Raw genomic sequence first — 26721 nt, 5'->3', positions numbered from 1 at the left:
GCATCCTCCTCAAATACACCTAGTCAATTACTTTTTCTCAGGCATCAGCACAACTTTAATGAAGTTGTCATCACTGAAATACTTTTCAGCTGCGGCTTTTGTGCTGGCAACGGTGATGGATTTCAGCAATTTATCCTGCAGGAAAATCTCGTTCAGATCATCACCCAGGAATGTGTTGTCGTCCAGATAATCCAGCCAGAAGTTGTTGGTCTTTAGTGCTGTCTCAGTCTTGCGTTGTGTCTCGGCAACGAATTTTTCAATGTCTTTCGGATCGGCGCCGTTTTGCTTCACTTTGTTTACCTCTTCTCTGGCGCGTTTTACAAGCTTATCTACATTTTCCGGTGCACATCCAAAACCGATACTGAACCGGTAATGTCCGGACGGGAATTTCTCAGTGGCTTCTGACACACTTACACCGTATACACCGCTTTCTTCCTCCCGCAATGCTTCTATGAGCTTAATTTGCAGCACTTCCTGCAATGCTTCGATTTGAATGTTGTTCTCAGGATTGTATTCATATTCCCCGCTCGAAATCAATGTAACACGGCTTTTCGGCTCCAAACCTTTGTAGATCGTTTTGTCGATCGTCCCTTTCGGCGGAAAGATATTGGGATGTTTAAACGTGTCATCACGGTCCGTCGAAGGTAGTCCGCCAATGTATTTTTCGAGCAGTGGTTTGATTTCTTCCGGTTTGAATGCCCCCACAAATGTGAAAACAAAATCAGATGCATCTGCAAAGCGGTCTTTGTACATTTCGACTGCCCGGTCCAGATTGACCTTGTCGATGCTTTCCGGCTTTAAGGGACTGCGTTTTGGATTATAACTCGTTAAAACCGCATTCAGGGAATCGGAATATACTTTTTCCGGTGTGAGCGTTTTCTGCATATTTTCAAGATATGCCTTCTGGTTGGCCAGAATCCCGGTCACCACATCAGCATCTTTCCTTGGGGTAGTAAAATACGCATATATAAGCTGCAATGTGGTTTCCAGATCCTTAGGGCTCGTACTGCCGCCAACCCCTTCCGTCAACTCGCTCACATAAGGGCCGGCGCTGGCGGTTTTCCCCGCCAGGAATTTTTGCAGCTGGGTTTGGTTATATGGTCCTACACCTCCGGACTGGATCAGGTAGCTTGAAAAAATACCTGTTTCACGCTCATCCGGGAATAGCGAATAACCACCTTTGCCGGTTGCCTTTATCAGGATCTCATCATTCTTGAAATCGGTTGGTTTAAGTAAAACCTTTACGCCATTGGAAAGCGTAAGCTCGGTTACTCCCAACTTTTCCAAGTTTTTTTCTTCCGTGACTTTTCCCGGTTTAGGCTCCTGTGGAAGCAATGGTGAATCCACCACATCATCCACATAGGCTGTAACGTCCTTACCTGCTTCTACCAGTAACTTTCGGATTTCAGCTTCCTTTGGCAGGTCGTCTTTGCTTTTCTCAGGCCCCATTACCACCACAGCCCTGTTTTTGTCTGTGATATATTTTTTAGCAAGGCCATTAATTTCCGTCAGCGAAACACCATCCAGATGTTTTTTCATAAACTCAAAATAGGCCTCTGCACTCATATAAGGCTTGTCGTGCAGAAAATGATCCAGATATTCCTGGACATGATTTGCCGATTTGGTTTTATCCCTTTCCTTATAATATTGCTCAATGGAAGTGTAAAAGTCTTTTTTTGCCCGGTCCAGTTCGGGCTGGGTAAATCCGAATTTCTGCACGCGGGCATTTTCTTCAAGTAGTGCAGTCAGCGCAGTTTTCATCGAAGCAGCGTCCTTTGCCAACGCAATGGAGGTGTAGGAATCGAGGTCGCCAAGAAAATCGCCATACTCGCTATCCCCATATAAAAACGGAGGATTTGCCTTTTGGGTGAGTTCCTGCATGCGTTGCGCCATCATTGAATTGTACAAACCCTGGGCGAAGTTATCGCGCACGTCTTTCAGGGATTTTACTTTCTGATTGGGTTGTTTATAGATAAGCTGAATCAGGTTTTGCGGATATTCAGGATCGGTGACAATCGCCACCTGCGTTGATCCGTCCAGCGGAATTGCATATTTTGTGCGTTTCTTGGCATTCGCCGGTGCGGGAATAGAACTAAACTTTTGTTTAATTGTGGCCTCCACTTTTTCCACATCAAAGTCACCAACTGCAATCACAGACATCAGATCCGGGCGATACCAATCCTGGTAAAACGACTTGATTGTTTCTGGCTTAAAGCTTTTAAGGATGCTGTCTTTGCCTATCGGCAGCCGCTCCGCATAACGTGAATTGTTGAGGATTACTTTCAAGAACTTATCGCGCATTCTCTGCTGGGCACCACGTCCCATTCGGGATTCTTCCAATACAACGCCGCGCTCTTTTTCAATTTCGGATGGATCAAGCAGCGCACCGTGCGCCCAGTCTTCCAGCACCTGGATGCCTTTATCCAGCAGTCCGGCCGAGTCAGTCGGAATGGGCAGCATATAAACGGTTTCGTCAAAGCCCGTGTAGGCATTTAAGTCGGCACCGAAGCGGACGCCGGTTTTTTGGAGGAAGTTAACGAGCTCATTCTTTGGGAAATTAGTGGTTCCGTTGAAATTCATGTGCTCCATAAAATGCGCAAGCCCTTGTTGTGCATCGGTTTCCAGTACAGATCCTGCCTTTACCGCAAGACGCAGTTCAGCCCGATTTTTGGGCTCGGCATTTTTTCTAATGTAATAGGTGATCCCGTTTTTGAGTTTCCCCATCCGCACGCCCGGATCCAGCGGAACTTTCTGCGTAGAGAGATCTTGGGCAAAAGCAACATGCAAAGGACTTATTCCAAGTCCGGCGATATACAAAGCGATCAGCACCTTTTTCATTTTTGTTATTTTAAAGTAATATCACTCAGGAGGGTGAAAGATATTTAAAAAGTCCCGACTTTCTCAAAATCAGGGACACGCGGCAGCTCTAAATACCAAACCTTTGGTAAAATCTAATTTGGACCTGTCACTGAAGAACATCGTGCCATTTTTGTCCTCGGCAGGACCGAACCCTTCCACCCAATTGCCACCTTTTTTTAGAAAGGCAACTTCGCGGGTCGATTCGACGCCTTCTGACATAAATTTATAGCTGGCAAATAATGTATCGCCGTGGATCTTTCCATCGATTTTTCCGCGATTCCGATCCTTTTCAAACAGCCTATATTCTAAATCCCCCGTTATCATGCTGTCAGACTTGACCTCGATATGCAGGAACGCGGAATCTTTTTCCGTTGTGTAAGAGTAGCATTCGGAGCCGGGCTGTTCATCACTTTGTACGACTTTCGTGGATTCCGACTCTTTCTTCACACAGGATGCCAGGATGCAGCCCGCTGCTATCAAAATTTGGATTTGCTTTTTTATCATGCTATAAGACATTTAAGTTCGATGAAGATAGCACTGAAAGCGATAAATGCTGGATGAGAACGTAAAAAACCGTTCGGAATTACAGAACCTTTCACTCAACGCTGATTTCTTTCCAGGTCCAGCAACCATTGTTTCCGCCATAAGCCACCTCCGTAGCCTGTTAAGGCACCATTTTCCCCTATGACCCTATGGCACGGCACAATGATAGAAATCCGGTTCATCCCGTTCGCATTGGCAACCGCACGCACGCATTCCGGTTTGGCAAGCGAGATGGATTGCTGTTTATAGGACCGCAGAGAGCCAAAGGGAATGTTCTGTAATTCCTGCCAAACCTGTTGCTGAAATTCCGTCCCGGGCATGAATAACGGGACAGTGAAAACCTTTCTTTTGCCTTCAAAATACTCATTGAGTTGTGTTCTGAGTAAATGAAAATGTCGGTTAGGACCTTGAATAATCACTGCATTCAATAACTTGGATAATGTTTTGAACTCCGTTTCAAGCATTTTACGGTATGTAAATTCGAGCAGACAAATTCCTTGATCGGTTGCACACGCAAACATTGTCCCGAGCGGCGTTTCGAGACGGGTAAGGTCAATCACCTGTTTCTCCCTGCTATTGACAGGGGAGACGCCAAAAATAGATTTGAAAGAATCGTTGAAACCACTTAAAGACTCATATCCCGAGTCAAATGCGGCCGCAGTAACCGTCTCGCCTTCCTTCATTTTCTTGAAGGCCGAATTGATCCGGAACATTCTTTGGTAGGAATGGAAAGTAATGCCATGATTTTTCAGAAACCAGCGTCTTATTTTGCTTGGCTCGATGCCTTTTTGCAATAAATCCCAATCTTTAAATTTCAACGAAGGATCTTCCGCAAGCTCTCGGAGAATGCCGGAAATGTAGGGTGGTGTCTCACCCATTTTCTCGAGCGGATTACATACTTTACACGGACGGTAACCGTGTAAAATCGCCTCCTTTGTGGTTTTGAAAAATGCGACATTCTCTGGCTTCGGCTTCTTCGCCGTGCAGGTGGGGCGACAGAATATGCCGGTTGTTTTCACACCCGCAATGAATGTGCCTTCGTAGGAACTGTCTTTGGCAACGAGTGCCTGATACATCATTTCGTTAGTTAGCATGGCTTTTTTTCTCAAAACTACACTTCGCCCCAGTGACTCAGCAACCGGAATTTTAACAACTATTTTCTTTCACTCACGCTGAAAAGAGCCAGTAGCCTTCATCGCGTTGCGGAATCCATCCTCGTGATCTCGCTGACTTCGATTGTCAGAAAGCTAAATTCTTCTGTCACAACGCCGCGTATTTTATAAACGCCTTTTACCGAAAAATTGAACTTAGTCGCAACCGGCGGGAAATGTACCGTATCAATAAACTGTCCTTCCTGATCCAGAAAGGTGCCGAATTGCATTGTTTCGCCTCGGGTAGTCCGCGTATTTTTCACCGCCACCAGATAGCCATACTGCACAACCTCCCGATTTACGTAAGCATGCAGATCCTTGCTCATAATGCTTTTGGGCAACGCATTCTTTAAAAGGTCGAAAGGGCTGCAAAGCGCAAAACCGAGTAATTCAATCTGGTCATATGCATCGTCGATGGGTGATGAATGAAAAGTCGGCAGCTGATAATCTTTTACTTCGGACTTGAAAAGTTGCTTTTGCGGCACTTTTGCAGGCGTTTTGCTGAGCCTGAAATGCGCTTTCCAAAGCAAAGTTTTCTTGTTAATGCCTGTAAACCGAAATGCATCAATGCGGATCAGGATCGTCAATTGCTCGATTGAAATAGCAACACGGTCGATGAAATTATTGAGTGATAAAAACTCGCCCTCCTGTTCTCTTGCGGAGACGATTTTCAGGATGGTTTTTTCCTCTATTTCATTTAAAAATTGTAAACCAAGATAAATGTCCTTTCCTTTTATGACCGCCTGTGCGATGCTGTGATTCACGCAAGGCGCCAGTATCGTCGCGCCCATCATCCGCGCTTCGTGCAGATAGAGCTCAGGCGTGTAAAAACCACCTCCATTGTTCAGGACAGCCACCATGTATTCCAACGGATAGTAGGCTTTCAAGAAAAGCGTCTGGTAACTTTCCACGGCATAGGAAGCAGAATGGCCCTTTGCAAAAGCGTAGCCCGCAAAACTTGCGATCTGGTTCCAGATTTCCTGCGTGGTTTGTGGTTCGTAACCCATGTCGGAGCAGTTTTTAAAATACTTTTTCTTTACCCGCTCAAACTCGTCACGGCCCCGGAATTTACCACTCATGCCACGCCTGATCACGTCCGCCTCACCCAGCGTGAGCTTGGCAAAGTAATGTGCAACTTTGATCACATCTTCCTGATAAACCATGATTCCGTAAGTTTCGGGCATTAGTTTTAATAATTCGGGATGTGCTTCCTGGACTTTTTCGGGGTTTTGGTGACGTAAAATATATTCGCGCATCATGCCGCTTTTTGCAACGCCGGGCCTGATGATGGAGCTGGCTGCAACCAGCCCAAGATAATTGTCCACTTCCAGCTTGCGTAATAGCATGCGCATCGCAGGTGATTCCACATAAAAGCAGCCAATGCACTGCCCCCGCTTGATCAGATCATTGATTTTTGGGTCATTTTTAAATTTTTTGACGTCATCAATGTCGATCGGACGCTCATCGGGGCGATTGTAACGGATTACTTCCAGTGTCTCTTTGATCTTCGCCAAGCCGCGCTGTCCGAGAATGTCATATTTATTCAACCCCACGTCTTCCGCAATGACCATGTCAAATTGTGTGGTAGGGAACCCTTTTGGTGGCACATCCGTGGCCGTAAAATAATGTATTGGCCGTTCTGATATCAGGATCCCACCCGCATGGATGCTCAAATGGTTTGGCTGATTATTGTCTTGGAAATAGCCTGCATACCTGATGACCAGGCTGGAAATTTGATCCAGCTTTTTTGGGTCAAATTTCCCATTGCTCAGAGCATCGATCTCGTAGGCAGGCAATCCGAACACTTTGCCGAGTTCTCTCACAGCGGCGCTATGTTGAAAGGTGCTGTATGTGGCGAGCAGCGATGCCTGGCCATTTTTACCGAAAGTATCAAAAATGTATTGCGTTACATCCTCGCGGTCGCGCCAGGAAAAATCAATGTCAAAATCAGGCGGATTTTTGCGGTGTAAATTGATAAAGCGTTCAAAATAAAGGTCGAGTTCTATCGGGTCAACATTGGTGATGTTCAGGAGATATGCCACAATGCTGTTCGCACCGCTTCCTCTGCCGACATAGTAATATCCTTTACGACGCGCATAACTGACAATGTCATGGTTAACCAGAAAAAACGGTACGAAATTTTGCTTTTGGATTAAATCCAGTTCCATGGCGATCCGGTCAAAAATCTCGTCAGTCACCTGCTCACCGTACCGATAACCCAATGCCTGATAACTAAGTGATGTCAGTTTCTGATAATCATCTTTTGCACTTTTTCCATACACTCGTAAATTCTGATGCTCCCGGTCGTCACCAAAATTAAAATGAATGCTGCATTCCTCCATCAGCTTCTCGGTGTTATGGATAATGAAATCAAGATCTTTTTCCTTGAAATGATATTCCAGCACCTTCAAAGGCATGATTTGCTCTGTTTCTTCTGCTGTTTCAGTTGCTGACAGTTTGCTTAGCAATGTGTTGCCGTCTATGGAACGCAAAAGGCGGTGCATATTGAAATCGCGCTTATTACGAAAACTAAATGGCTGTAAAACAACGAGCTTGTCCTTGTGTTTGAACAAGGGCGAAAAACGGATTCGATTCAGGTCTTTTTGCGAAATGCCGATGTATTCATTGGGTAACAGTGTTTCTTTTTTCTCCGGAGAAACATTTTGAAATGGGTAAATAAAAACCGCGTTTTCAAGCGCTGGCGCGTCATCGGGAAATGCTTTTTTCATCAACGAGTGATGCGACAGGTAAGCATTCAGCTCTTGAAAGCCCTCATTATTTTTCGCTAATCCTACAAAATGCTGTTTCACACCGTTACGAAAATCAATTCCAACAATTGGTTTAATGTCATATTTGGGCGCTAACCTGATAAAGTTCAGGCAACCGGACGTGTTGTTTATATCGGTCAGTGCAATGCAGCCATAACCGTTTTCCCTGCTTATCTGAAGCAATTCCTGTTCGGGTATAGTCCCAAAACGAAGGCTGAAATAAGAGTGGCAGTTGAGTAGCATGGTATTTTGAAAATGAATTTTCTTTATCGTTGAGCATATCAGGCATTCCGGTGCGCGGGAATAACAGGCGGGTCTCCGTTGAATGGGTTTCCCATGCTGGAAATATTTGGGATGCCGATTGTGGTGCCCCAGCTCAAAATAGAATTCCCCCTTTTGTCAGTGCCATATCGGTTCCTGATGTAATCCATTGCCTGATAGAGGTTTAACTTTTCCTCGGAGTCGTCGAACATATTGATCTGGTGGCTACCTGTCACAAGGTCGCTAAAATTGACCCCAACCAGCCGCACCATCATTCTTCTGTTATGGAGCAGGTCGAATAACCTTTCAATTTGCGGGATCAATGTGTGGTCGGCCGATGTGTAAGGAATTTTGACCTGCTTTGAAACGGTGTTAAAGTCAGAATAGCGGATCTTTACGGAAACGCAGGAAGTGAGTTTATTGCCGTTTCGCAATTGATAGGCTAAGTTTTCGCCCATAGCCCGTAACATTTCGCGCATTCTGCGCACGTCTCCTGTGTCCTTGCCGAAAGTCCTTTCATTGGAAATGGATTTCCGCTCATGAAACGGCACGATAGGAGAGTTGTCTAACCCATTTGCACGGTTCCAGAGGAGTACGCCATTTTTACCCAATATTTCACCCATCATTTCCACCGGCATTTCCTGGATCGTTTTTACGTATTTGATCCCCATGTCGTATAGCACCTTGTTCGTTTTTTCTCCCACCATCGGGATCTTTTGCACATGCATCGGTGCGAGGAAGCTCTTTTCCGTGCCAGCGTCTATTTTCTTGTGGTTATCCGGCTTTGCTTCGCCCGTTGCAACCTTTGATACAACTTTGCTTGTGGAAAGTCCGCAGGAAATGGGCAGGCCGCTTTCGCGTTTAATGCGCTCCCTGAGCTCGGTTGCAAGCTGGTAAGTCCCAAAAAACTTGTCCATCCCTGTCAGGTCTGCATAAAACTCATCAATACTTGCCTTCTCAAACACCGGCACCGTTTCCGCAATGATCTCGGACACAATTTTAGACTCGGTGGAATAAATGCCTGCCTCTCCCCGGATGACCGTCGCTTCCGGGCACAGCATGCGCGCCATTTTCATTGACATTCCCGAGTGAATGCCGAACGGTCTGGTTTCATAACTGCATGCGGCCACCACCCCACGGTCGCCGGTCCCGCCCACCAGGACCGGCCGGTTGTTCAGTCGGCTATCGTGCTTCCTCTCTACAGATACAAAAAATGTATCCAGGTCCAGATGTAGTATTGTGCGATCCATTTGTTTTGGAATTTTTACAAAAATATGGATTATTTCCAAATATATGGAGCATATCCAAAAAAGAAAAGGAAATATTCCAAAATATTTGTATCTTTGCTATTGATAAGGAGTTAGCTATTTTTTGAATGGATCAGCCGAACATGCAAATTGACGAAGAGTTCAAGCGTTTTAAGCAAATAAGGGAAGAGTTGAATTTGACCCAATCCGCGTTTGCGGATGAGCTGGGGATCAGTGCCACCACTGCCGATATCGAAAGGGGGCGGACACGCATTCCTGGTCAGGTTGTGAAGGAACTGCTTAAAAAATACCACATTAATCCGTTGTGGCTTTTTGGCGATAGCATGCAGAAATATCTGCAGGCAGATAAATTATTGGCGAGCCCGAAAGTTGTTACTGTTGATAGTTTGGGTAAGGAAAACATCGTGCTCGTAAGTGCCAAAGCCGCTGCGGGCTATCCTAACAACATCGGTGATGCACAGTGGTTTGAGACATTGCCCGCTTTCACGATCCCACTTCCGGAATATCGCAATGCAACATTCAGAGGATTTCAGGTCGAAGGGGATAGTATGGTGCCCGTGCTGCACTCAGGTGAGTGGATAGTCGGAAAGGCCTTGGAAGACTGGGAGGACGTAAATCCGAAACAGATCTACGTCGTGGTAACTGTCGACAGTATTCTGGTAAAGAAAATACAGCAAGAGACGCAGTCAAGCTTCATAAACCTAATCTCTTCAAACCCGGAATATAGCCCTATCCGAATTGATAAAAGTGAAATCAAGGAAATATGGAGTGTTAACAGCAAGCTGACTTTTGATTTAGAAGCGGATAACAAGCAAGTAAGCCTGCTGAGTTTGCATACGGAAATGAAGGAGTTGAAGGAGGAAATGAAGAGGCTGGTGAGAGACACCGTGTTTAAGTAGCAGTACTTCCGGTTTATCGTTCGAAGGGATTTATCAGTTCTAAACCATCTATATTGGCAAAGTCCTTGGTATTTCTGGTTACAAGTGTTAAATCGTACGCCATTGCTGTTGCAGCAATAATAGCATCCGGGAGTTTCAAGTTGTGTTTTTTGCGAATCTCCGCAGTCTTGATCTTGATGTCTCTTTCTAACTCTATGACGGTCGAATGATCAATAAAAGCATGTATGACTTTCATATCATCCTCTGAGGCGGCTTTCCAGCTGTACAATTCAATCTCGGTTATTGACGAAATGATCACCTTGTAATCTCTTACGATCTCATCAACGAAACTTTCCGCATTTGCAGGAAATTGTTGCTGGAGAAAATAGATGACTGTGTTGGTGTCCCAAAGAAACTTTATTCCCATCCTCCGCGAAGTTCGTCTAATTGCTTATCGACTAGCTCAATGGATTGTTTTTGCATACCTCCCTTATATTTACCGACATTTCCATTGTTCGCTGCTGACGAATCATCCCAATTTTTTCTCAGACTAATCAGTTCCAGGCGCTCCATATCCATCAATAGGTTGATCGCTTTTTCATTGATAATATCAACTGTTACGGTTTGTCTCATAATTCTTATTTGATAGCACTATAAATATACGAACATCCGGTAATTGTTGGATAAAAATCTAGCTTACGCCTCCTCAGCAACCAACTGCTTCTCATACAACTCCTTATATGCCTTATTAAGCGCCATGAGCTCCGTGTGTGATCCTTGCTCAATGATTTTTCCTCTGTCCAGCACCACAATGCGGTCGGCGAGTTTGGCGGATGATACGCGGTGGGATATGATCACGGATGTGCGTTGATCCATGATGCGTTTTAGGTTGTTCAGGATAATATTTTCTGTGTTTGTGTCAACAGCGGAAAGGCAATCATCGAGAACCAGTATTTTAGGATCACGCGCAATGGCCCTCGCAATGGACAGGCGCTGTTTTTGGCCTCCTGAGAGCGTTATACCTCGTTCTCCAAGCAATGTTTGATAACCCTGAGGGAAGTCCTTAATGTTGTTATATAAATCGGCATCTTTAACTGCTTGCTCGATCCGCTCAAATGGCATATCCGTTGTCCCGAAGCGCACATTGTTCTCGATAGAATCAGAAAAAAGGAACACATCCTGCGGCACATAACCGATCTGCCGGCGATAAGCATGCACGTCATAGTCCTTCATGGGAATGTCATCGATCAGGATTTCGCCTTCTGTTGGATCATAGAGGCGGCACAGCAAATGCGCCAGCGTACTTTTTCCCGAACCTGTGGTTCCCAGTATCGCAACGGACTCGCCTTGTCTTACCTGCAAATCGAAATCGTGCAATGCTTTAATTCCCGAGTCAGGATAGGTGAAACCGACATGTTTGAATGTGATTGCACCGCCCAGTGGTTTTTCAATATTTTTTGTCGAAACCAAAGTCGTTTTTTCATTCAGAAACTCATTGATCCGCATCTGCGACGATGCTGCCCGTTGAATTTGGCTGGTGGTCCACCCAAGTGCCATTACAGGCCAGGTGAGCATGTTTACATATAAAATAAACTCGGTAATGTTACCAGGCGTAAGATTTCCATTGATAATTTCCTGACCGCCGACATAAATAACCAGAATGTTACTTAATCCGATCAACAGAACTATAACAGGATAAAAGAAAGCGTCAACCTTCGTGAGGCTCAGCGATTTTTTCTTAAAATCTTCGGCCTCTTTCTGGAAGTTATTAAATGAATGTTTTTCCTGAACAAATGATTTAATCACCCTAATCCCCGAAAACGCCTCCTGAACATAGGTTGATAACGCGGAAAGCTGCTTTTGAATTTCCTGAGAGCGTTTCATGATCATGCTGTTGACAATATAAACGCTGATTGACAGCACAGGAAGCGGAAGCAACACATATAATGTAAGCTTGGTGCTCACCGAAAGCATATAGGAAATCACCAGGAAAAAAAGTACGATAAGGTTGATGCCGTACATGAGCGCCGGCCCAACATACATCCGGACATTGCTCACATCCTCAGAAATCCGCGCCATAAGGTCGCCCGTGCTGTGGCGACGGAAAAAACTGGCTGGCAAGGTTTGGTAATGTTGGTAAATATCATTTTTAAGCGCAAACTCAATGTGCCGGGACATGACAATGATCGTCTGCCTGACGAGGAACAGGAAAATCCCTTTCAAAAGCGCCATGGCCAGGATCAACAAGCCATATAGCAGGATGCTGAAAGCGAAAATGTCATACATCTCCGTTTGCAGCGCTGCGCCGTTGAACAGGTAATAAATGTCCAGCGTTTCCACCACCAGATCCAGCGCATAACGGACCAGCTGAGCCGGGATGATGCCAAAAAGGTTAGAAATAATTGTAAAAATGGTCCCGAGGATCAGATACCATTTGTATTTCCACAAGTACTGGTTGAGGTACTTTAATGCTTTCACTATAAATTATTTTAAACTGCGGATTTTCCTATGCGGGACGGGCAATAACTAACCAACATCCTATCGTTTCAAAACGTTGCAAAATTAAAAGACGGCATTTCATTTTTTCGATTCTAAACAAAATAGTCTATTTTTGCGGTCAATTTTAAACAAGAAATGCAGGGGAAAGTATTCAAATGACCTTGCCAAATGCAGATACGTTCTTTGATTTACTGTACCTTTTATCCAATTAGTGTTCCGGCTTATGCTGAATAGAAGATTATTAAGAACTAAGGCGGTTCAGGCGCTTTATGCCCGTCAGCTTACAACGGATGCCAACCGATTACTGGCCTTAGACCACATTGAAGTGGCTTTTCAGCCTGACCTCAATTCCATGGAACCTCAGAACAGGACAAAACTGGCGGGAATGAGAAAGCTTGCCGGGATTACCCTTGATGAATTTATCAAGCACGGGAAACCCAATGAAGACGAAGAACTTCCCGAGCAGGTGATCAAAGTGGCGAGGAGCGCTTTTGAAGCATACAGCAGACAAACAATTTCAGATGGCGAGAAGATGGTTCGCCGGGTTCTGAACGAAACGGAATCAATTTACGTGGATTTCATACGCGTTCTTTCCATGCTGATTGAGCTTTCACATCAGGCTAAGATTGATCGCGAAAGAAGATATGATGACCCTGAGGCACCCTTCCCAAAAGATGGCGGATTGGATACCAATCGGGTTATCAAGGTTTTGATTGCTGATAAAACACTTGAAGAAGAGATTATCAGGAACGGGATCAGTTGGAGTAATGAAATGAACCTAATCCGGAAAACTTATCGCGAAGCATTGCGTAAGGACGTGGAATATGAAGCATATTGCAAAAATGCATCGCACACGCCGGAGGAAGATCAGGCCATTGTGCAGCATGTTTTACGACAAGTAATATTGAAGCATGAAGTGCCCCTGGATTATCTGGAACAGCGTGACCTATACTGGGTCGATCACAGCGAATTGATCAGAAGTCTCGCTATTAAAACATTGAGATCCGCAGATAACAGCGCTACTTTTGAGATTTCTCCATTGACAAAAGATTGGGAAGAAGACCGGTTTTTTGTGGAAGAGCTTTGCCGGATCGTGGTTGCGGAAAGTGATCAGTATGATGTTTATCTTGATGAACATCTCAAAAACTGGGAACTCGACCGGATCGCGTTGGTTGATCTGATTATCCTGAAAACGGCACTTGCCGAGTTAATCCATTTTCCTGGAATTCCTGTAAAAGTAACCATCAACGAGTTTATTGAAATTGCAAAAAGGTACAGTACGCCAAAAAGCGGTAAGTTTGTGAATGGTGTCCTGGACGTTCTTTCTGTTAAATTGGCCAAAGAAGGCGTAATCAGAAAAAGCGGACGTGGATTGATAGATAACAAATAAGCTGACCGCAATTTTTACAGCTAAAACCAAATGTCATGAGTAAGACCAGCAATAGTTTAATCGCATTTTTGACAGGTTGTGTCACGGGCGCTGCCCTTGGAATCCTTTATGCTCCTGATAAAGGGCAGGTTCTGCGTACACAATTGACATACAGATTGTCTAAATACAGGGAGAAGTTACAAGATGTAATACAAGATCTGGTGGATAAGAAAGACCAGCCAGACAATTTTACAAAAACCGAGGGAGAGCGTGTCGTCAATGACGCGCGCGAAAAAGCAGAGAAATTACTTGAAGATGTAGATCGCCTGATGGCGCAAATCAAAGGTCAGACCAGTTGATTAATTTCCTATGAAAATGCGATCATTGGTTTTCTTATTGGGAATTGCACTGACACTTTCCAGTTGTTCTAAAAGCGATAAAAAAGAAGATTCTAAACAGGCAGACGCAAAGATGCCTGTTTTTACTTTGAGCGATAGTTCGACCTACGAATTTGGAACTATCCAGGAAGGCGCGATCGTGGAGCACGATTTCAAATTCCGGAATGATGGTGAATATCCTTTGATTCTCAATAACATTACATCTTCTTGCGGATGTACGACGCCGGAATGGCCCAAAGATCCCATTGGTCCGAAACAGACTGCAAGCATTAAGGTCCGTTTTGACAGTAAAAACAAGACTGGCCCGCAGGTGAAGACCATTACCGTTTACGCCAACACCGAGCCTGCTTACACGGAGCTCAGGTTAAGAGGAATTGTAAATGCAGCTCCTAAGCCTGACACACTCAACTAATATCCCTGTCACAAACCGAAAGGTTCACAACTTACTAATCCATCCATTACAATGAAGTTTACCATTTTAGCACAAGCAGCAGGCGGCGGTTCAGAAGCCATGATTTACCAGGTTATCATGTGGGTGGGTATCATCGGTGTATTTTATTTTTTCATGATCCGTCCGCAGCAAAAAAAGCAGAAAGAGCAAAAAGAACTGCTTAATAATCTTAAAAAAGGAGATCAGGTCGTTACAATAGGAGGGATCCACGCGCGGGTTTACACCGTTGAGGATGCGACTGTTACGCTGGAATTGGACAAAGGAGTAAAGCTTACTGTTGATAAATCGGCAGTAGCACGTACTATTGCAGCGTAAGTATTATAAACGGCACACATTTTTTGATGTGTGCATTTTCAATTTTTTTTGCTGTGAGTAACGTACCATCAGGCCAGAATAAAGTCAAGACCTTCTTTGTATGCATTCTGGCAGCCTCGTTTTTTTGGTTAATGAATGTGCTGAACAAGGATAATTATTCTATCAAGCTTAATTATCCGCTGGACATTGAGTATGATAATTCTGCCTTCGTTCCGATGGAGCCTCTGCCCAAAAGAATATCTGTAAATGTTTCAGGCGACGGCTGGACGTTATTGCAAAAATCCTGGTTAAATTTTAATGCTAACCCGGTGGTTTATAAGGTGAACAATCCCAATGAAGCAAGTTTTATCAACTCCACAACATTGACGGACCAGATCACCGAATTGTTTCCGAACCTTCATGTGAATTACGTGATCGCCGACACTTTCGAACTGAATTTTGAGCGAAAAATCAGGAAAATAATTCCAATCCGGGTTGATAGTGCAGCCATTAATATTCGCGACGGATATGTTATTTCAAGCATTATCAATGTGTCGCCATCGCTTATTTCCGTCGACGGGCCTATTTCACTGATCCGTTCCTATCCTGACACAATCCGCGTTGCTGTGCCTACGCCGAAAATTCAGAACAATTTTGACGAAAGCCTGCCTATTCCGCTTCCGGTCTCGCCTTTGGTAGAGGTTAGTCACAGGGATGTATATATCAGTTTTGAGGTCGCGCAGTATCTCAATGTGATCACACCTTAATTTTTATCCAGCACAAGCTAATTCCGTCATGTCACTTCCCCTTCAAATTGGAATTACCGGCGGAATTGGATCTGGGAAAAGTGTCGTTTGTAAATTATTCTCGTGCCTGGGAATCCCCGTTTACAATGCAGACAGCCGGGCCAAATGGCTTACCAATCACAATCCGCAAATCATTGAAAGTGTTATCGCTCTTTTGGGAAATGAATCTTACACCAGGGAGGGGAATTACAACACCGCCTACGTCAGCTCCCTGGTTTTCAACAATGAAGAATTACTAAAAAAGCTGAATGCGATCATTCACCCGGTCGTCATGCAAGACACAACAGATTGGGTTGGAAATCATGCAGGATTACCATATGTTGTGAAAGAGGCGGCCATTATGAATAAGGCCGGCGACCGGAATTCACTGGATTATGTGGTTGTAGTGGAAGCACCGCTTGAATTGCGCATCACCAGAATTTTGCAGAGAGACAGGCGGAGTGAAGCGGAGATCAGGGCCATTGTGAAAAGGCAGGTGTCTGACGAAGAGCGGAAGAAGGTCGGTGATTTTTTTATTCAGAATGACGAAGAATCAGCCTTAATCCCGCAGGTTCTAATGCTGCACGACATTTTCAAAACAGGGAAAAGGTCACATTAAAAGTCTACATCCAATCCTAATGCCTGTTTAAGCTCTAATAAGTAGGGGTTTTTCTCAGCCATATAATTGAATTTCTCTGCTGGTGTGTAAGGAAGCCGGTTCACTTTCTGCGGATCGACGCGTGGATTTATTTCCAGTTTCGAAGCATCAATTCGGCCTTTAAGATAGGTGAGCAACTCATAACGCACATTGGCCATTGCTTCGAGCTGATGTGTGTTGTCTAAAGCAATTTCAATGGTCGTGCCTTCCAGTTGGAATTCTTTGTTTAAACTGATTTCTTCTGTTGTTGAGTTGCCTGCAATCCTCCGTTTTTCGGCAAATTCATACCAATGCGTTTGTAATGTCTCGAATGTTAATGCGTCTTTTCGGGCATTATTAGGAGCAGTTGCTGCGACATTTTCACTTTGTTGCTTAGGGACTTCCTTCACAGCAAGGTCAGCAGCGGGCGCAGTTGGGGCTAATGCGACAGTGTTTTTCAGGCGTGATGGAGCTTGTACAGGCTGGACCGTACGTGCAGGAACATCCGTGTAGTTTCCATTGGTCGCAATTCCATTGGTTGGAATTCCGTTGGTCTGCGGTTCTATGGGCGTTGCCGGAGCTGGATTTAGCTCAGGCTCAACTTTTTTTTTTGCCGTTTCATCAACGGCGGCAAGGGAAGAAAGTTGAAGAACGTGGGGTAGATTAGCGAGCTTCATTAAACATAGCTCAACATGTAAGCGCTGGTTCTTGGCCGATTTGTAATTAATATCGCACTGACTTGCAATGCTCAGCGCCGACAATAAAAAGCTCATATCCGCCAAAGCAGATTGCTGCTGATATTTCCGTTCAGCCGATTCGGAAACCTGTAAAAGCGTTACGGTTTGTGGGTCCTTGCAAACCAAAAGATTGCGAAAATGCTCCAACAGGCCGACAACAAACAAATGACCGTCAAAGCCCTTTCTTAAAATTTCATCAAACAAAACAAGCGAGCGTGCAATGCTGCCAGACGTTAGTGCATCTGTGATTTTGAAATAATAATCGTAATCGAGAATGTGCAGATTTTCCAGTACAGCCTCGTACGTAAGCCTGTTGTCCGTAGAAAAAGTAACATTAAGGTCAAACATAGAAAGCGCGTCACGGAGACCGCCATCCGCCTTTTGACCAATTAATTCCAATGCTTCTTTTTCTGTTTCAATTCCCTCCTTCTGAGCAATATCGGCCAGGTGATAAGCAATATCTTTCGGCTGAATGCGATTAAAATCGAAAATCTGGCAACGCGAAAGAATCGTCGGCAGGATCTTATGCTTTTCTGTTGTAGCGAGGATAAAAATGGCGTAACCAGGCGGTTCTTCTAAGGTTTTCAAAAACGCGTTGAAAGCCGCCTGGGAGAGCATGTGAACCTCATCGATGATATAGATCTTGTATTTCCCGGTTTGAGGCGGGTAACGAACCTGGTCAATAAGGTTACGGATATCTTCAACGGAGTTATTAGAAGCAGCATCCAGCTCATGGATGTTGAATGATGCGTTATTTTGAAAGCTTACACAAGATTCGCATTCCCCGCAGGCTTCCACATCGTCGCCGAGGTTCTGGCAGTTAATGGTTTTGGCCAAAATCCGTGCGCAAGTCGTTTTTCCAACCCCTCTTGGCCCACAGAAAAGAAAGGCCTGCGCCAGGTGATTGGTGCGGATTGCGTTTTTTAAAGTTGTAGTGATGTGTGACTGGCCAACCACCGAGTCGAAAGTGACGGGACGATACTTCCTGGCCGAGACAACGAAATTATCCATAGCGCAAGATACTTCCATGCGCTCGAATTTCAAAGCTACTTTTTCTCAACAAGCGGGTAAACACGCACGTAATCGATCTCCATTTTTCGAGGGAAAATGCTGTCATCCACGCCTTTCTGTCCACCCCAGTTGCCTCCAACAGCAATGTTTAAAATTAAATGAAAAGGTTTGTCAAAAGGCCATTGTGCCCAGTCGTAACCGGCTTCTTTGCTAAAAGTAAAATAGTCTTTCCCATCGAGCAGGATTTTAACGGATTCCGGCGTCCATTCACATGAGTATGTATGAAATTCGTCGGAGACGGTCTCGATTATTACATTATTGCCCTTATTTGTGCCGATTGAATGGTTAAATGCTTTGGTATGAATGTTCCCGTGGATTTTGTTCTGGTCAAACCCCACGTGTTCCATGATATCAATTTCGCCGTTATCGGGCCAGCCTTTGTTTCCGTAATTATTTTCACTCGCCAGCATCCAGATCGCCGGCCAGGTGCCGCGACCCTTCGGAAGCTTCGCCCGGATTTCGAATTTGCCGTAAAGGAAATCTCCCTTACCCTTGGATACAAGTCGCGCAGAGCTATAATTAGCTTTCCCCGACTTCCCCTTGATGGCCTCAATGATCAGGTGTCCATCCTCAACTTTGGCATTTTCGATCTTATCCGTATAATTCTGTAACTCATTATTCCCCCAGCCATGGTCACCCAGGTCGTAATTCCATTTTTGGGGATTGGGCTTGCCGGAATAGTCGAATTCATCCTGCCAGGACGGTGTGGCGGCGAACTCGTATTTGGCTGTCTTGTCCGATATTGTGTCGCCCGGTTGAAAGCAACCAAGAATCATGTTAGCAACAAATGCTGTAAGGACTAAGCTCATATTCCTGAGCTTTTCTTAGCTTCTTCCCTTTGTTTTCTCCTTTCGTAAATTGGAGATAGATCAGTTTTGCTAAGCAATTCATTTGCCCGGGCGAGTTTTTTTTGAACAATAGGATGGTTGGTTACATCATTGAGAACAACCAATTTAAATTCTGTTTTCATAGCTTTTCGATTAAATAGTAGTCATAATCTGTATTTGGTTGGAAATATTCTGAAAAGTCGCCGATCACCCCTGATATAATGAAGAACTTGGAGATTTCATGCATTTCTCTATTAATAACAATTCGATACATCCTGTGCCTTCGTTCGTCACTTCCAAGAAACATAACGACGCAATCTGGGTTTCTCTTGAAGAAATGATGAATAATTTGGAAAACTGTGGCTAAGACTTTTTTGAAATCTCCATTTCTCGTTTCGACAAGATCGCACAGACTTCCATCCTGCAAAACATCCAAAAGAGCTAGATTAAAGGTGCCCGAAGCTCCGGTTCCGACAAAGAGAACAACTTTCTGTACTATTTTGGTTGAGCTGATACTAACAAATTCGTATCGAAAATTAGCACTAAATACCGAAAAGGGGTAAGGCTTTATGTCCATGGTAATTATAGCGTGTGAATTGATTTCCAAACATAATCCTTTTTGCCAATTTTTGAAAACACGACACTAGCTAGAAACTGACCAAATACTCGTAATTTTGCAGCAGAGATATCTAACAAATGAATGAGGGAAATTAAGCTCAGTACGGAGGTCGGAATTGCTTCGTCGGATTGGAAAATCAGCCGTCATTCCAGGATTGCAACGATTGGATCGTGTTTTGCAGATGTGCTTGGTAGTCAGCTTGCTGCGTATAAATTTCCGGTTCTCAACAATAATTTTGGGACTGCCTTTAATCCGCTTGCTATTGCGAAGATTCTGGATGCGACGCTGGAAAGTAAGCAGCCGAATCAAGCGTTGTTTTTTGAGAATTCCGACAAAATATGGCTTCATCACGATTTCCATTCGTCATTATATGGTCATGATCAGGCACATTTGCAAGCAGTGTTGGTGGAGAAGTCGTCGACTGCGAAAGCGTTTCTGCAAGAGGCAGATGTTTTGGTCATTACATTCGGGACCGCATTTGCTTACAGGCATAAGCCAACAAATCAAATCGTGGGAAATTGCCATAAGGTTCCGGCCGATCAATTTGTGAAAGAATTGCTGCATCCGGATCAGATCATGATCGCGTATGACCAGTTGATTCAGAAACTACAAGTGTTCCGCAGAAATCTCAGGATTATATTAACCGTAAGCCCCGTTAGGCATACGCGAGACACACTGCCTCTAAACCAGGTTAGCAAGTCCACATTGCGGCTGGTTTGTCACCGCTTATCGGAAAAATATAGGCAGGTTGAATATTTTCCTTCCTACGAAATCATGGTGGATGAGCTGCGGGATTACCGGTTTTATGAAGAAGATCTGATCCATCCGAACAGGGTTGCCGAGGACTACATTTTCAATGTATTTTCCAAAACTTACTTTGATGCTGACGCGTTCAATCTCATGAAAGAATGGGACGCTATCCGGCAAATGATGCTGCACAGGCCTTTGCATGGTGTTACAGAAAGTTATCAGAAATTGCTTAAAAATGTGCTGGCCAAATTAGTCACGCTTTCCTCAAAAATTGACGTCGCCAAAGAAATTGCGGAAGTTGAAGACAAAATCCGTGAATTTTCAGATGCGGGATAAACTCATTAAGGTGAATTCGTGTTGCATTATACCAGAGTAAAAGAATAGCAATTTTAAAGTTCCAGGGCTTCGTCCAACAATCAGTTCACGAGGTCTTAACCAGTATAATGGGAGAATTTACAATTAATAAGGAAAAAGTTTTACAGGCGCTCAGCACTGTCGAAGAGCCGGACTTGAAAAAAGACCTGGTGTCACTGGGTATGATTCAGGACATTGAGATTGGGGTCAATCAGGTGAGGTTTACAGTTGTTTTGACCACGCCTGCCTGCCCTTTGAAAGAGCTGATCCGCAGGAACTGCGAGGCGGCCATTCATGAGCATTTGAGCCCGGATGTTGAGGTTGTTATCAAGCTCACTGCCAATGTTACTTCCACGCGTCAGTCGGGGCCGATTATTCCGGGCGTGAAGAATGTGATCGCTATTTCTTCCGGAAAGGGCGGCGTCGGCAAATCTACGGTTACTGCGAATCTAGCGATGGCGCTGCACCGCTCGGGCGCCAAAGTGGGCATTATTGATGCGGACATTTCCGGCCCCTCGATCCCGGTGATGTTTGGTGCTGAAAATATGCAGCCTACTATCACGCCGAAAGACGGTAAAAACTATATAAATCCAATCCGCCAGTATGGAATCAAAATGATCTCCATCGGCTTTCTGACACCACCCGACAGTGCCGTAGTCTGGCGCGGCCCTATGGCTAGTCAGGCATTGAAACAGTTTTTTGCGGATACGGACTGGGGTGATTTGGACTATCTTCTGATCGACCTTCCCCCTGGCACCAGCGACATTCACCTGACATTGGTGCAAACGGTGCCGGTTACGGGCGCTGTTATTGTTACAACGCCTCAGAAAGTGGCTCTTGCAGATGCTATCAAAGGTTTGCAAATGTTCAGGCAGCCGCAAATCAATGTGCCGATCCTGGGTGTGATTGAAAACATGGCCTGGTTTACGCCGGAAGAACTGCCTGATCATCAATACTATATTTTCGGAAAGGGCGGGGGGCAATTGCTTGCTGATAAATTTAATGTGCCACTATTAGGTCAAATCCCACTAGTTCAGGGCATCAGGGAAGCTGGTGACGAAGGTCGGCCAGCTGTAATGGATGTGAACCCGATTGTGAATAATGCATTCCGCGATGCGGCCGAGTCGTTGGCGCAGCAAGTGGCCATTAGAAATGCAACCAAAGAAAAAACGCAGCCTGTCGAAATCCAGGTGTAAGCCTTAAATGGTAATGATTTGATTTTTTGAATATATTCTTGCATCTTAGCAAATAGATTTTTTAATAATGGATTCAAAAGAAAAAACAATAGAGCTCATTGAGCAAGCGCTGGATTCAGTACGGCCTTACTTGCATGCAGACGGAGGAGATGTGAAATTTGTGGAATTGACTGATGATCTGGTCGTTAAATTGGAATTGCAGGGTTCTTGCCAAAGCTGCCCGATGAGTGCAATGACTTTCCGCGCCGGTCTTGAAGAATCCATCCGCAAAGCTGTCCCGCACGTCAGCAAAGTGGTTGCCGTCAACGTAGCTGAATTGGCCTGAAACTGGTCGTTTTCATAACTGTATTTACTTGTAAAAAGCGGCTTTTCTGATCGAGAAGCCGCTTTTTTATTTAAAATTCTCCTGCATTTTGGCCAGAAATTGATTCGTCCCGATTAGTGCGTTATATTGCGCGTAAGATTTAGAAGATTTTACCTGATTATTAAATATGCGCATCGGAATATTTTTCGGAGGACCGTCCCGGGAACGGGAAATTTCATTTGCTGGTGGAAAAACTGCTTTTGAATATCTGGATAAATCACTTTTTGAGCCAGTTCCGGTCTTTGTTGATAGTTTCGGCCGCTTCATCCTGCTTGAAAAAGCACTCATGTATTCGGGTGAAATCCGGGAATTTTACCCGCCTAGACACATTCATCAGACGGGCTTTTCAACCTACATTGAATCTTACCCTGAGCTCGCCAGCCAGCCCATTCCGTCCGAAATCGGGGCACTATTATCTCCCGATCAATTCAAAGATTATTTTGATTTCGCATTTCTGGCCATGCATGGGCCCGATTGTGAGGATGGTGCAATCCAGGGTTTATTGGAATGGTATAAAATTCCATACAGCGGCCCCGGGTTAATGGGATCTGCCGTAGGCATTGATAAAATCCTGCAAAATGAGATGATCGCGCTGGTGAACGGACAGCAGAAGAAAAGCTGGACGCTTCGTTATGATCAGTGGGTCCCGCAGGAATATTCCATTCTTTTCCAGGTTCTTAAAAAGCATTTAGGCCTTCCATTGGTGATCAAAGCGCCGCATCAGGGATCTTCGATCGGCGTTGCAATCGTAAAAGATGATTCTTTGGAAGAATTTATATCTGCGGTTAACCAATGCTTTTTTCAGGTTGAGCTGGATAGCACGACCTGGAATGCGCTGGATGGCTCCGAAAAACAAGCTTGGGCACAAAAAGTGGCTAATCTTGACGAAGGAATAGGCTTTCCGGTAATTTTGAAGGGTGAGACAATTTACCATCCCGCCAAACTGATCGCAACACTTGACAGTTTTTTCTCAGAGGGGAATGATCATGCATTATTAAGCAGTTCAAACGGTGAAGACCAGGTTTTGATTGAAGAATTTGTGAATGGACAGGAATTCTCTTGTGGATGCATTCAATTTGATGATGGTAAACCACTGGCTTTGCCTCCCAGCGAAGTAATAAAAATGGTCCAGGTTTTTGATTTTAATGCAAAATATAAGCCTGGCGCCAGTCGCAAACGCATTCCTGTTGATACAACGCTTGAAAAGAACCAGGAAATTCAAAAAGTAATTGCCACCGTTTTTGAGCAACTAGGCATTAATGTTTGCGTGCGCATTGACGGATTCCTGACTCCGGATGGCACAATTCTACTGCATGACCCTAATACAATCCCGGGCATGTCGCCTACATCGTTCATTTTTAAACAGATGGCTGAAATTGGGCTGAATGTTACTCAAGCACTCACTTATTTGGTTAGGCAGTCGATCCGGGAAAGGATTCGCTCAGGAAAAAATACCTGGCAACTGAGAAGTTTGCTGGATAGTCTGGATGAAAAGATTACAGCGCAGAAGGAAAAAAGCAAGCCTTTGAAATACTTTGTTTTTGCTTCGACAGACGAGGAATACGCTGCCGCAAGGGTAGAATATGGAAAGTTGAATGCAGCCGGAGAAGTGAAACCTGTTCCGGTTTTGCATGCAACGGATGGGAAATATTATGTGTTGACCAACCCGCTGATGTTTAAGGAATATGTTGCCGACGTGGAAGCATTATTGCATACCGAACGCCATCCCTTACTGACCGAAACATCTGAAAAAGCTGCTGCCACCACGGCATTTTATGCAGGCGAAGTAAGCTTTGAAGTAAAGGTTCACAATCAGTTGGAATCGCTGGAAGTTTGACCTGAAATTTACCGATCCTTCCTATTTTCCTGATTAACTATTTAGCTTTACACTTGAGATTTCATTCCTTTTAGAAAAATATAACATTAATGGCACACGGCGCTGAAAAAGTAAGATTAAGCCTTCAGAAGGAGAATACGGGATGGAAAAAGTGGGGACCTTATTTGTCTGAACGCCAGTGGGGAACGGTTCGTGAGGATTATAGCGGAAACGGAGACGCCTGGAATTACATTACGCATGAAATGGCGCTATCCAAGGCCTATCGCTGGGGCGAAGATGGCATTGGCGGATTTTCAGACAATAAACAACATATATGCTTCTCTTTCGGATTTTGGAATCATAATGATAAAATTCTGAAAGAAAGGATTTTTGGTCTCACAAACCGGGAGTCTAACCATGGGGAGGATGTAAAGGAAATGTACTATTACCTGGATAGCACGCCGACGCATTCCTACACCAAAATGTTGTATAAATATCCGCAAAACCCATTTCCCTACGAAAAGCTGCGCCAGGAAAACGGCCGCCGGGGCAAGGAAGATCCGGAATATGAGATCATGGATACGGGCGTGTTCGAGAATGACGAATATTTCGATATTTTTATTGAGCATGCCAAAGCGGACGAGGAGGACATTATGATGAAGGTGACGGTTTTTAATCGCGGCGCCAAAGATGCTCCCATCACCGTCCTGCCAACGATCATGTTCCGAAATACCTGGTCGTGGGGATATGAGGCTTTCAATTACAAGCCGATTATGAACGGCATTTCGAACCGTTTGATAGAGGTTACCCACAGGAAACATGGGAAATACAACCTTTATCTGGACGGCGCAGACGAACTGCTGTTTTGTGAAAATGAAACAAACTTCAAAAAACTCTACGGCACTGCAAATAACACGGCCTATCCGAAAGACGGGATCAACGACTATATCGTAAGCAATAAAAAGACGACTACGGTTAACCCGAACAGCATTGGCACAAAGGCTTCGGCCCGCTTTACGCGCACCATTAAGGCTGGCGAAAGCACGACATTCAGGCTAAGGTTTGTGAATCACTCTATATCAGAGCCATTTGGCGGGTTTGAAGATCTTTTTGCCAAAAGAATCAGAGAAGCGGACGAATTCTACGACGATTTGCAGCGCGATGTGGCAGATGCGGATTTGCGATCCATCCAGCGCCAGGCGTATGCAGGCATGTTATGGAGCAAGCAATTTTATTATTACAATGTGTATGAATGGCTGAAAGGCGATCCTGCTCAGCCAGGGCCTAATCAGGGTCGGAAATGGGGCCGAAATTCCGGGTGGAAGCATTTGTATGCGGCCAACATTATATCGATGCCCGATAAGTGGGAGTATCCCTGGTTTGCGGCCTGGGATCTGGCTTTTCACTGCGTTCCGCTGGCACGCGTGGATGCGGATTTTGCCAAAAGACAACTCGAAATACTGCTTCGGGAATATTATATGCACCCGAACGGGCAGATTCCGGCTTACGAGTGGAATTTCTCCGACGTCAATCCGCCGGTTCATGGCTGGGCTACTTGGAAAGTATATGAGATTGACCGTGAGCAGAATAATGGCGTAGGCGACATTGAATTTCTTGAAAAAATATTTCATAAGCTGCTTCTGAACTTCACGTGGTGGGTAAATCAGAAGGACGATACGGGGAACAACATTTTCAGTGGCGGGTTCCTAGGTCTGGATAACATCGGCGTTTTTGACCGTTCAACCCCGATGCCTTTTGGTGGAAAACTGCAACAAGCCGACGCAACGGGCTGGATGGCGATGTACACACTGAATATGTTGCGCATTTCGGTTGAGATCGCCCTCGTACATCCGGTTTACCAGGATATGGCGTCCAAATTCTTCGAGCATTTCCTGCACATTGCGGGTGCTATGGAGTCCATTGGTGGGAAAAATTCTTCCATAAGTCTTTGGGATGAGGAAGATCAGTTTTACTATGATGTGATCCACATTCCGAATGGCCAAAGTATCCTGTTGAAAGTCAGGTCGATAGTTGGCCTTATTCCACTTTTTGCCGTGGAAATCCTCGATCCGCAGAACCTGGATAAAATGCCTGTTTTCAAGCGGCGCGTCGAGTGGGTCCTGGCGAACCGGCCCGATCTGGCGAGATTAATATCGCGCTGGTTTGAGTCCGGAAAAGGGGAGAACAGGTTGCTGTCAATCCTGCGCGGTCACCGGATGAAAATGATCATGAAACGAATGCTGGATGAAAATGAATTCCTTTCCGATTATGGTGTGAGGGCGCTGTCTAAATACCATGAGGAAAATCCTTATAAATTCTACATCAATGGCGAGGTGTTGCAGGTAGATTATACACCGGCAGAAGCACTTACCGACATTATGGGGGGGAATTCCAACTGGCGCGGCCCAATCTGGTTCCCGCTGAATTACCTTATTTTTGACTCCCTCATGAAATTCCACGCTTATTATGGTGAGGATTTTATGGTAGAATATCCAACAAATTCCGGAAATTTAGCAACGATTAAAGAAGCTGCCGTGGCTATTGCATGTCGCTTGATTGATATCTTTAAGAAGGATGCGGATGGAAACAGGGCCGTGTACGGGATTGATCAGAAAATGCAGAAGGACCCGAATTTCAACGAACATATTCTGTTCTATGAATATTTCCATGGGGATAATGGCCGAGGTTGCGGCGCGAGCCATCAGACGGGCTGGACGGGACTGGTTGCCGAGCTGATCCACAAAACCGCCAAGGAAACTGCAAAGCAACCCGAAAAAGAAGAGTTGGAAATCAGTAAGTAACTCAACAATTCATAACGTATATTTT

The 26721-nt window shown here is 44.8% G+C and carries 24 protein-coding genes; 12 read left to right on the top strand and 12 right to left on the bottom strand.

The genetic code is table 11. The features are described from left to right. Positions 1 to 27: 27 nt before the first annotated feature. The 5 genes from MUK70_RS17175 to dinB all read right to left on the bottom strand — a co-directional run bounded on the left by MUK70_RS17175 (position 28) and on the right by dinB (position 8832). Positions 28 to 2838: a M16 family metallopeptidase gene (locus MUK70_RS17175; protein WP_234654012.1), complete on the bottom strand. Its 2811-nt coding sequence runs from the start codon at positions 2836 to 2838 to the stop codon at positions 28 to 30. A gap of 69 nt (positions 2839 to 2907) precedes the next feature. Continuing rightward, on the bottom strand, positions 2908 to 3363 hold the full coding sequence (locus MUK70_RS17170; RefSeq protein WP_234654009.1) for a hypothetical protein: 456 nt from the start codon (positions 3361 to 3363) through the stop codon (positions 2908 to 2910). 95 nt (positions 3364 to 3458) lie between these two features. Then, positions 3459 to 4496, bottom strand: a complete 1038-nt coding sequence (locus MUK70_RS17165; RefSeq protein ID WP_234654007.1) for a bifunctional transcriptional activator/DNA repair enzyme AdaA — start codon at positions 4494 to 4496, stop codon at positions 3459 to 3461. A gap of 98 nt (positions 4497 to 4594) precedes the next feature. Further along, the gene (locus MUK70_RS17160) at positions 4595 to 7564 is read right to left on the bottom strand and encodes a DNA polymerase III subunit alpha (RefSeq protein ID WP_234654005.1); all 2970 of its coding nucleotides are present in this window, start codon (positions 7562 to 7564) and stop codon (positions 4595 to 4597) included. Positions 7565 to 7602: 38 nt separating this feature from the next. After that, a complete protein-coding gene (gene dinB, locus MUK70_RS17155; protein WP_234654003.1) occupies positions 7603 to 8832 on the bottom strand; it encodes a DNA polymerase IV in 1230 nt (409 codons plus the stop codon). Positions 8833 to 8957: 125 nt separating this feature from the next. On the opposite strand from dinB, the gene MUK70_RS17150 reads away from it, so the two are divergent. Next, the gene (locus MUK70_RS17150; RefSeq protein WP_234654002.1) at positions 8958 to 9749 is read left to right on the top strand and encodes an XRE family transcriptional regulator; all 792 of its coding nucleotides are present in this window, start codon (positions 8958 to 8960) and stop codon (positions 9747 to 9749) included. Positions 9750 to 9762: 13 nt separating this feature from the next. On the opposite strand, the gene MUK70_RS17145 is transcribed toward MUK70_RS17150, so the two are convergent. From MUK70_RS17145 to MUK70_RS17135, 3 genes are all read right to left on the bottom strand, one after another. Next, positions 9763 to 10155 (bottom strand): type II toxin-antitoxin system VapC family toxin, encoded by a 393-nt coding sequence (locus MUK70_RS17145; RefSeq protein ID WP_234653999.1) that lies wholly within the window; start codon positions 10153 to 10155, stop codon positions 9763 to 9765. Next, positions 10146 to 10361: a hypothetical protein gene (locus tag MUK70_RS17140; protein ID WP_234653998.1), complete on the bottom strand. Its 216-nt coding sequence runs from the start codon at positions 10359 to 10361 to the stop codon at positions 10146 to 10148. Before MUK70_RS17140 ends, MUK70_RS17145 begins: the two co-directional genes overlap by 10 nt. Before the next feature lie 63 nt (positions 10362 to 10424). Beyond that, entirely contained in the window at positions 10425 to 12206 is a 1782-nt protein-coding gene (locus MUK70_RS17135) for an ABC transporter ATP-binding protein (protein ID WP_234653996.1), read from the bottom strand. 244 nt (positions 12207 to 12450) lie between these two features. On the opposite strand from MUK70_RS17135, the gene nusB reads away from it, so the two are divergent. Genes nusB through coaE form a run of 6 tightly spaced genes read left to right on the top strand, consistent with a single transcriptional unit; the run spans position 12451 to position 16143 of the window. After that, entirely contained in the window at positions 12451 to 13617 is a 1167-nt protein-coding gene (gene nusB / locus MUK70_RS17130) for a transcription antitermination factor NusB (protein WP_234653994.1), read from the top strand. A gap of 35 nt (positions 13618 to 13652) precedes the next feature. Continuing rightward, positions 13653 to 13955, top strand: coding sequence for a YtxH domain-containing protein (locus tag MUK70_RS17125; RefSeq protein ID WP_234608017.1), 303 nt, complete (start codon positions 13653 to 13655; stop codon positions 13953 to 13955). A gap of 10 nt (positions 13956 to 13965) precedes the next feature. After that, on the top strand, positions 13966 to 14406 hold the full coding sequence (locus MUK70_RS17120) for a DUF1573 domain-containing protein (RefSeq protein ID WP_234608018.1): 441 nt from the start codon (positions 13966 to 13968) through the stop codon (positions 14404 to 14406). Positions 14407 to 14457: 51 nt separating this feature from the next. Next, the gene (yajC, locus tag MUK70_RS17115; RefSeq protein ID WP_234653990.1) at positions 14458 to 14760 is read left to right on the top strand and encodes a preprotein translocase subunit YajC; all 303 of its coding nucleotides are present in this window, start codon (positions 14458 to 14460) and stop codon (positions 14758 to 14760) included. A gap of 53 nt (positions 14761 to 14813) precedes the next feature. After that, a complete protein-coding gene (locus tag MUK70_RS17110) occupies positions 14814 to 15506 on the top strand; it encodes a YbbR-like domain-containing protein (RefSeq protein WP_234653988.1) in 693 nt (230 codons plus the stop codon). Positions 15507 to 15534: 28 nt separating this feature from the next. Beyond that, positions 15535 to 16143, top strand: a complete 609-nt coding sequence (gene coaE, locus MUK70_RS17105) for a dephospho-CoA kinase (protein WP_234653986.1) — start codon at positions 15535 to 15537, stop codon at positions 16141 to 16143. On the opposite strand, the gene MUK70_RS17100 is transcribed toward coaE, so the two are convergent. From MUK70_RS17100 to MUK70_RS17085, 4 genes are read right to left on the bottom strand one after another with little or no spacing between them, the layout of a single operon-like run. Continuing rightward, positions 16140 to 17909 carry a DNA polymerase III subunit gamma/tau gene (locus tag MUK70_RS17100; RefSeq protein ID WP_234655380.1) on the bottom strand — a complete coding sequence of 590 codons (1770 nt, stop codon included), beginning with the start codon at positions 17907 to 17909 and terminating at the stop codon, positions 16140 to 16142. The genes coaE and MUK70_RS17100 overlap by 4 nt on opposite strands. Before the next feature lie 35 nt (positions 17910 to 17944). Next, positions 17945 to 18778 carry a glycoside hydrolase family 16 protein gene (locus MUK70_RS17095; RefSeq protein ID WP_234653984.1) on the bottom strand — a complete coding sequence of 278 codons (834 nt, stop codon included), beginning with the start codon at positions 18776 to 18778 and terminating at the stop codon, positions 17945 to 17947. Then, positions 18775 to 18939 (bottom strand): hypothetical protein, encoded by a 165-nt coding sequence (locus tag MUK70_RS17090; RefSeq protein WP_234653982.1) that lies wholly within the window; start codon positions 18937 to 18939, stop codon positions 18775 to 18777. Before MUK70_RS17090 ends, MUK70_RS17095 begins: the two co-directional genes overlap by 4 nt. Further along, positions 18936 to 19403, bottom strand: a complete 468-nt coding sequence (locus MUK70_RS17085; RefSeq protein ID WP_234653980.1) for a DUF6934 family protein — start codon at positions 19401 to 19403, stop codon at positions 18936 to 18938. Before MUK70_RS17085 ends, MUK70_RS17090 begins: the two co-directional genes overlap by 4 nt. A 93-nt stretch (positions 19404 to 19496) precedes the next feature. On the opposite strand from MUK70_RS17085, the gene MUK70_RS17080 reads away from it, so the two are divergent. The 5 genes from MUK70_RS17080 (at position 19497) to MUK70_RS17060 (ending at position 26696) form a co-directional block, all read left to right on the top strand. Beyond that, the gene (locus MUK70_RS17080) at positions 19497 to 20501 is read left to right on the top strand and encodes a GSCFA domain-containing protein (protein ID WP_234653978.1); all 1005 of its coding nucleotides are present in this window, start codon (positions 19497 to 19499) and stop codon (positions 20499 to 20501) included. Positions 20502 to 20608: 107 nt separating this feature from the next. Next, a complete protein-coding gene (locus MUK70_RS17075; RefSeq protein WP_234653976.1) occupies positions 20609 to 21715 on the top strand; it encodes an Mrp/NBP35 family ATP-binding protein in 1107 nt (368 codons plus the stop codon). Positions 21716 to 21782: 67 nt separating this feature from the next. Then, a complete protein-coding gene (locus tag MUK70_RS17070) occupies positions 21783 to 22040 on the top strand; it encodes a NifU family protein (protein WP_234608027.1) in 258 nt (85 codons plus the stop codon). Between the two features lie 166 nt (positions 22041 to 22206). Next, positions 22207 to 23916: a D-alanine--D-alanine ligase family protein gene (locus MUK70_RS17065; RefSeq protein ID WP_234653974.1), complete on the top strand. Its 1710-nt coding sequence runs from the start codon at positions 22207 to 22209 to the stop codon at positions 23914 to 23916. 89 nt (positions 23917 to 24005) lie between these two features. Then, positions 24006 to 26696, top strand: coding sequence for an MGH1-like glycoside hydrolase domain-containing protein (locus tag MUK70_RS17060; RefSeq protein ID WP_234608029.1), 2691 nt, complete (start codon positions 24006 to 24008; stop codon positions 26694 to 26696). The last annotated feature ends 25 nt before the right edge of the window (positions 26697 to 26721 follow it).

This window comes from Dyadobacter chenwenxiniae (assembly GCF_022869785.1).
In the GTDB taxonomy this organism is placed as follows: Bacteria; Bacteroidota; Bacteroidia; order Cytophagales; family Spirosomataceae; genus Dyadobacter; species Dyadobacter chenwenxiniae.
Note: the sequence above shows the minus strand (reverse complement) of the source record. Positions and strands in the feature narration are given on the sequence as shown.

Bases quoted from the DNA above. Each gene is read 5' to 3' on its own strand.
- MUK70_RS17125 (WP_234608017.1), top strand. From the start codon at position 13,653: ATGAGTAAGACCAGCAATAGTTTAATCGCATTTTTGACAGGTTGTGTC.
- MUK70_RS17065 (WP_234653974.1), top strand. From the start codon at position 22,207: ATGCGCATCGGAATATTTTTCGGAGGACCGTCCCGGGAACGGGAAATT.
- MUK70_RS17170 (WP_234654009.1), bottom strand. From the start codon at position 3,363: ATGATAAAAAAGCAAATCCAAATTTTGATAGCAGCGGGCTGCATCCTG.
- MUK70_RS17070 (WP_234608027.1), top strand. From the start codon at position 21,783: ATGGATTCAAAAGAAAAAACAATAGAGCTCATTGAGCAAGCGCTGGAT.
- MUK70_RS17100 (WP_234655380.1), bottom strand. From the start codon at position 17,909: ATGGATAATTTCGTTGTCTCGGCCAGGAAGTATCGTCCCGTCACTTTC.
- MUK70_RS17060 (WP_234608029.1), top strand. From the start codon at position 24,006: ATGGCACACGGCGCTGAAAAAGTAAGATTAAGCCTTCAGAAGGAGAAT.
- MUK70_RS17075 (WP_234653976.1), top strand. From the start codon at position 20,609: ATGGGAGAATTTACAATTAATAAGGAAAAAGTTTTACAGGCGCTCAGC.
- yajC (WP_234653990.1), top strand. From the start codon at position 14,458: ATGAAGTTTACCATTTTAGCACAAGCAGCAGGCGGCGGTTCAGAAGCC.
- MUK70_RS17145 (WP_234653999.1), bottom strand. From the start codon at position 10,155: ATGGGAATAAAGTTTCTTTGGGACACCAACACAGTCATCTATTTTCTC.
- MUK70_RS17090 (WP_234653982.1), bottom strand. From the start codon at position 18,939: ATGAAAACAGAATTTAAATTGGTTGTTCTCAATGATGTAACCAACCAT.
- dinB (WP_234654003.1), bottom strand. From the start codon at position 8,832: ATGGATCGCACAATACTACATCTGGACCTGGATACATTTTTTGTATCT.
- MUK70_RS17175 (WP_234654012.1), bottom strand. From the start codon at position 2,838: ATGAAAAAGGTGCTGATCGCTTTGTATATCGCCGGACTTGGAATAAGT.
- MUK70_RS17080 (WP_234653978.1), top strand. From the start codon at position 19,497: ATGAGGGAAATTAAGCTCAGTACGGAGGTCGGAATTGCTTCGTCGGAT.
- MUK70_RS17140 (WP_234653998.1), bottom strand. From the start codon at position 10,361: ATGAGACAAACCGTAACAGTTGATATTATCAATGAAAAAGCGATCAAC.
- MUK70_RS17095 (WP_234653984.1), bottom strand. From the start codon at position 18,778: ATGAGCTTAGTCCTTACAGCATTTGTTGCTAACATGATTCTTGGTTGC.
- nusB (WP_234653994.1), top strand. From the start codon at position 12,451: ATGCTGAATAGAAGATTATTAAGAACTAAGGCGGTTCAGGCGCTTTAT.
- MUK70_RS17165 (WP_234654007.1), bottom strand. From the start codon at position 4,496: ATGCTAACTAACGAAATGATGTATCAGGCACTCGTTGCCAAAGACAGT.
- MUK70_RS17150 (WP_234654002.1), top strand. From the start codon at position 8,958: ATGGATCAGCCGAACATGCAAATTGACGAAGAGTTCAAGCGTTTTAAG.
- MUK70_RS17120 (WP_234608018.1), top strand. From the start codon at position 13,966: ATGAAAATGCGATCATTGGTTTTCTTATTGGGAATTGCACTGACACTT.
- MUK70_RS17160 (WP_234654005.1), bottom strand. From the start codon at position 7,564: ATGCTACTCAACTGCCACTCTTATTTCAGCCTTCGTTTTGGGACTATA.
- coaE (WP_234653986.1), top strand. From the start codon at position 15,535: ATGTCACTTCCCCTTCAAATTGGAATTACCGGCGGAATTGGATCTGGG.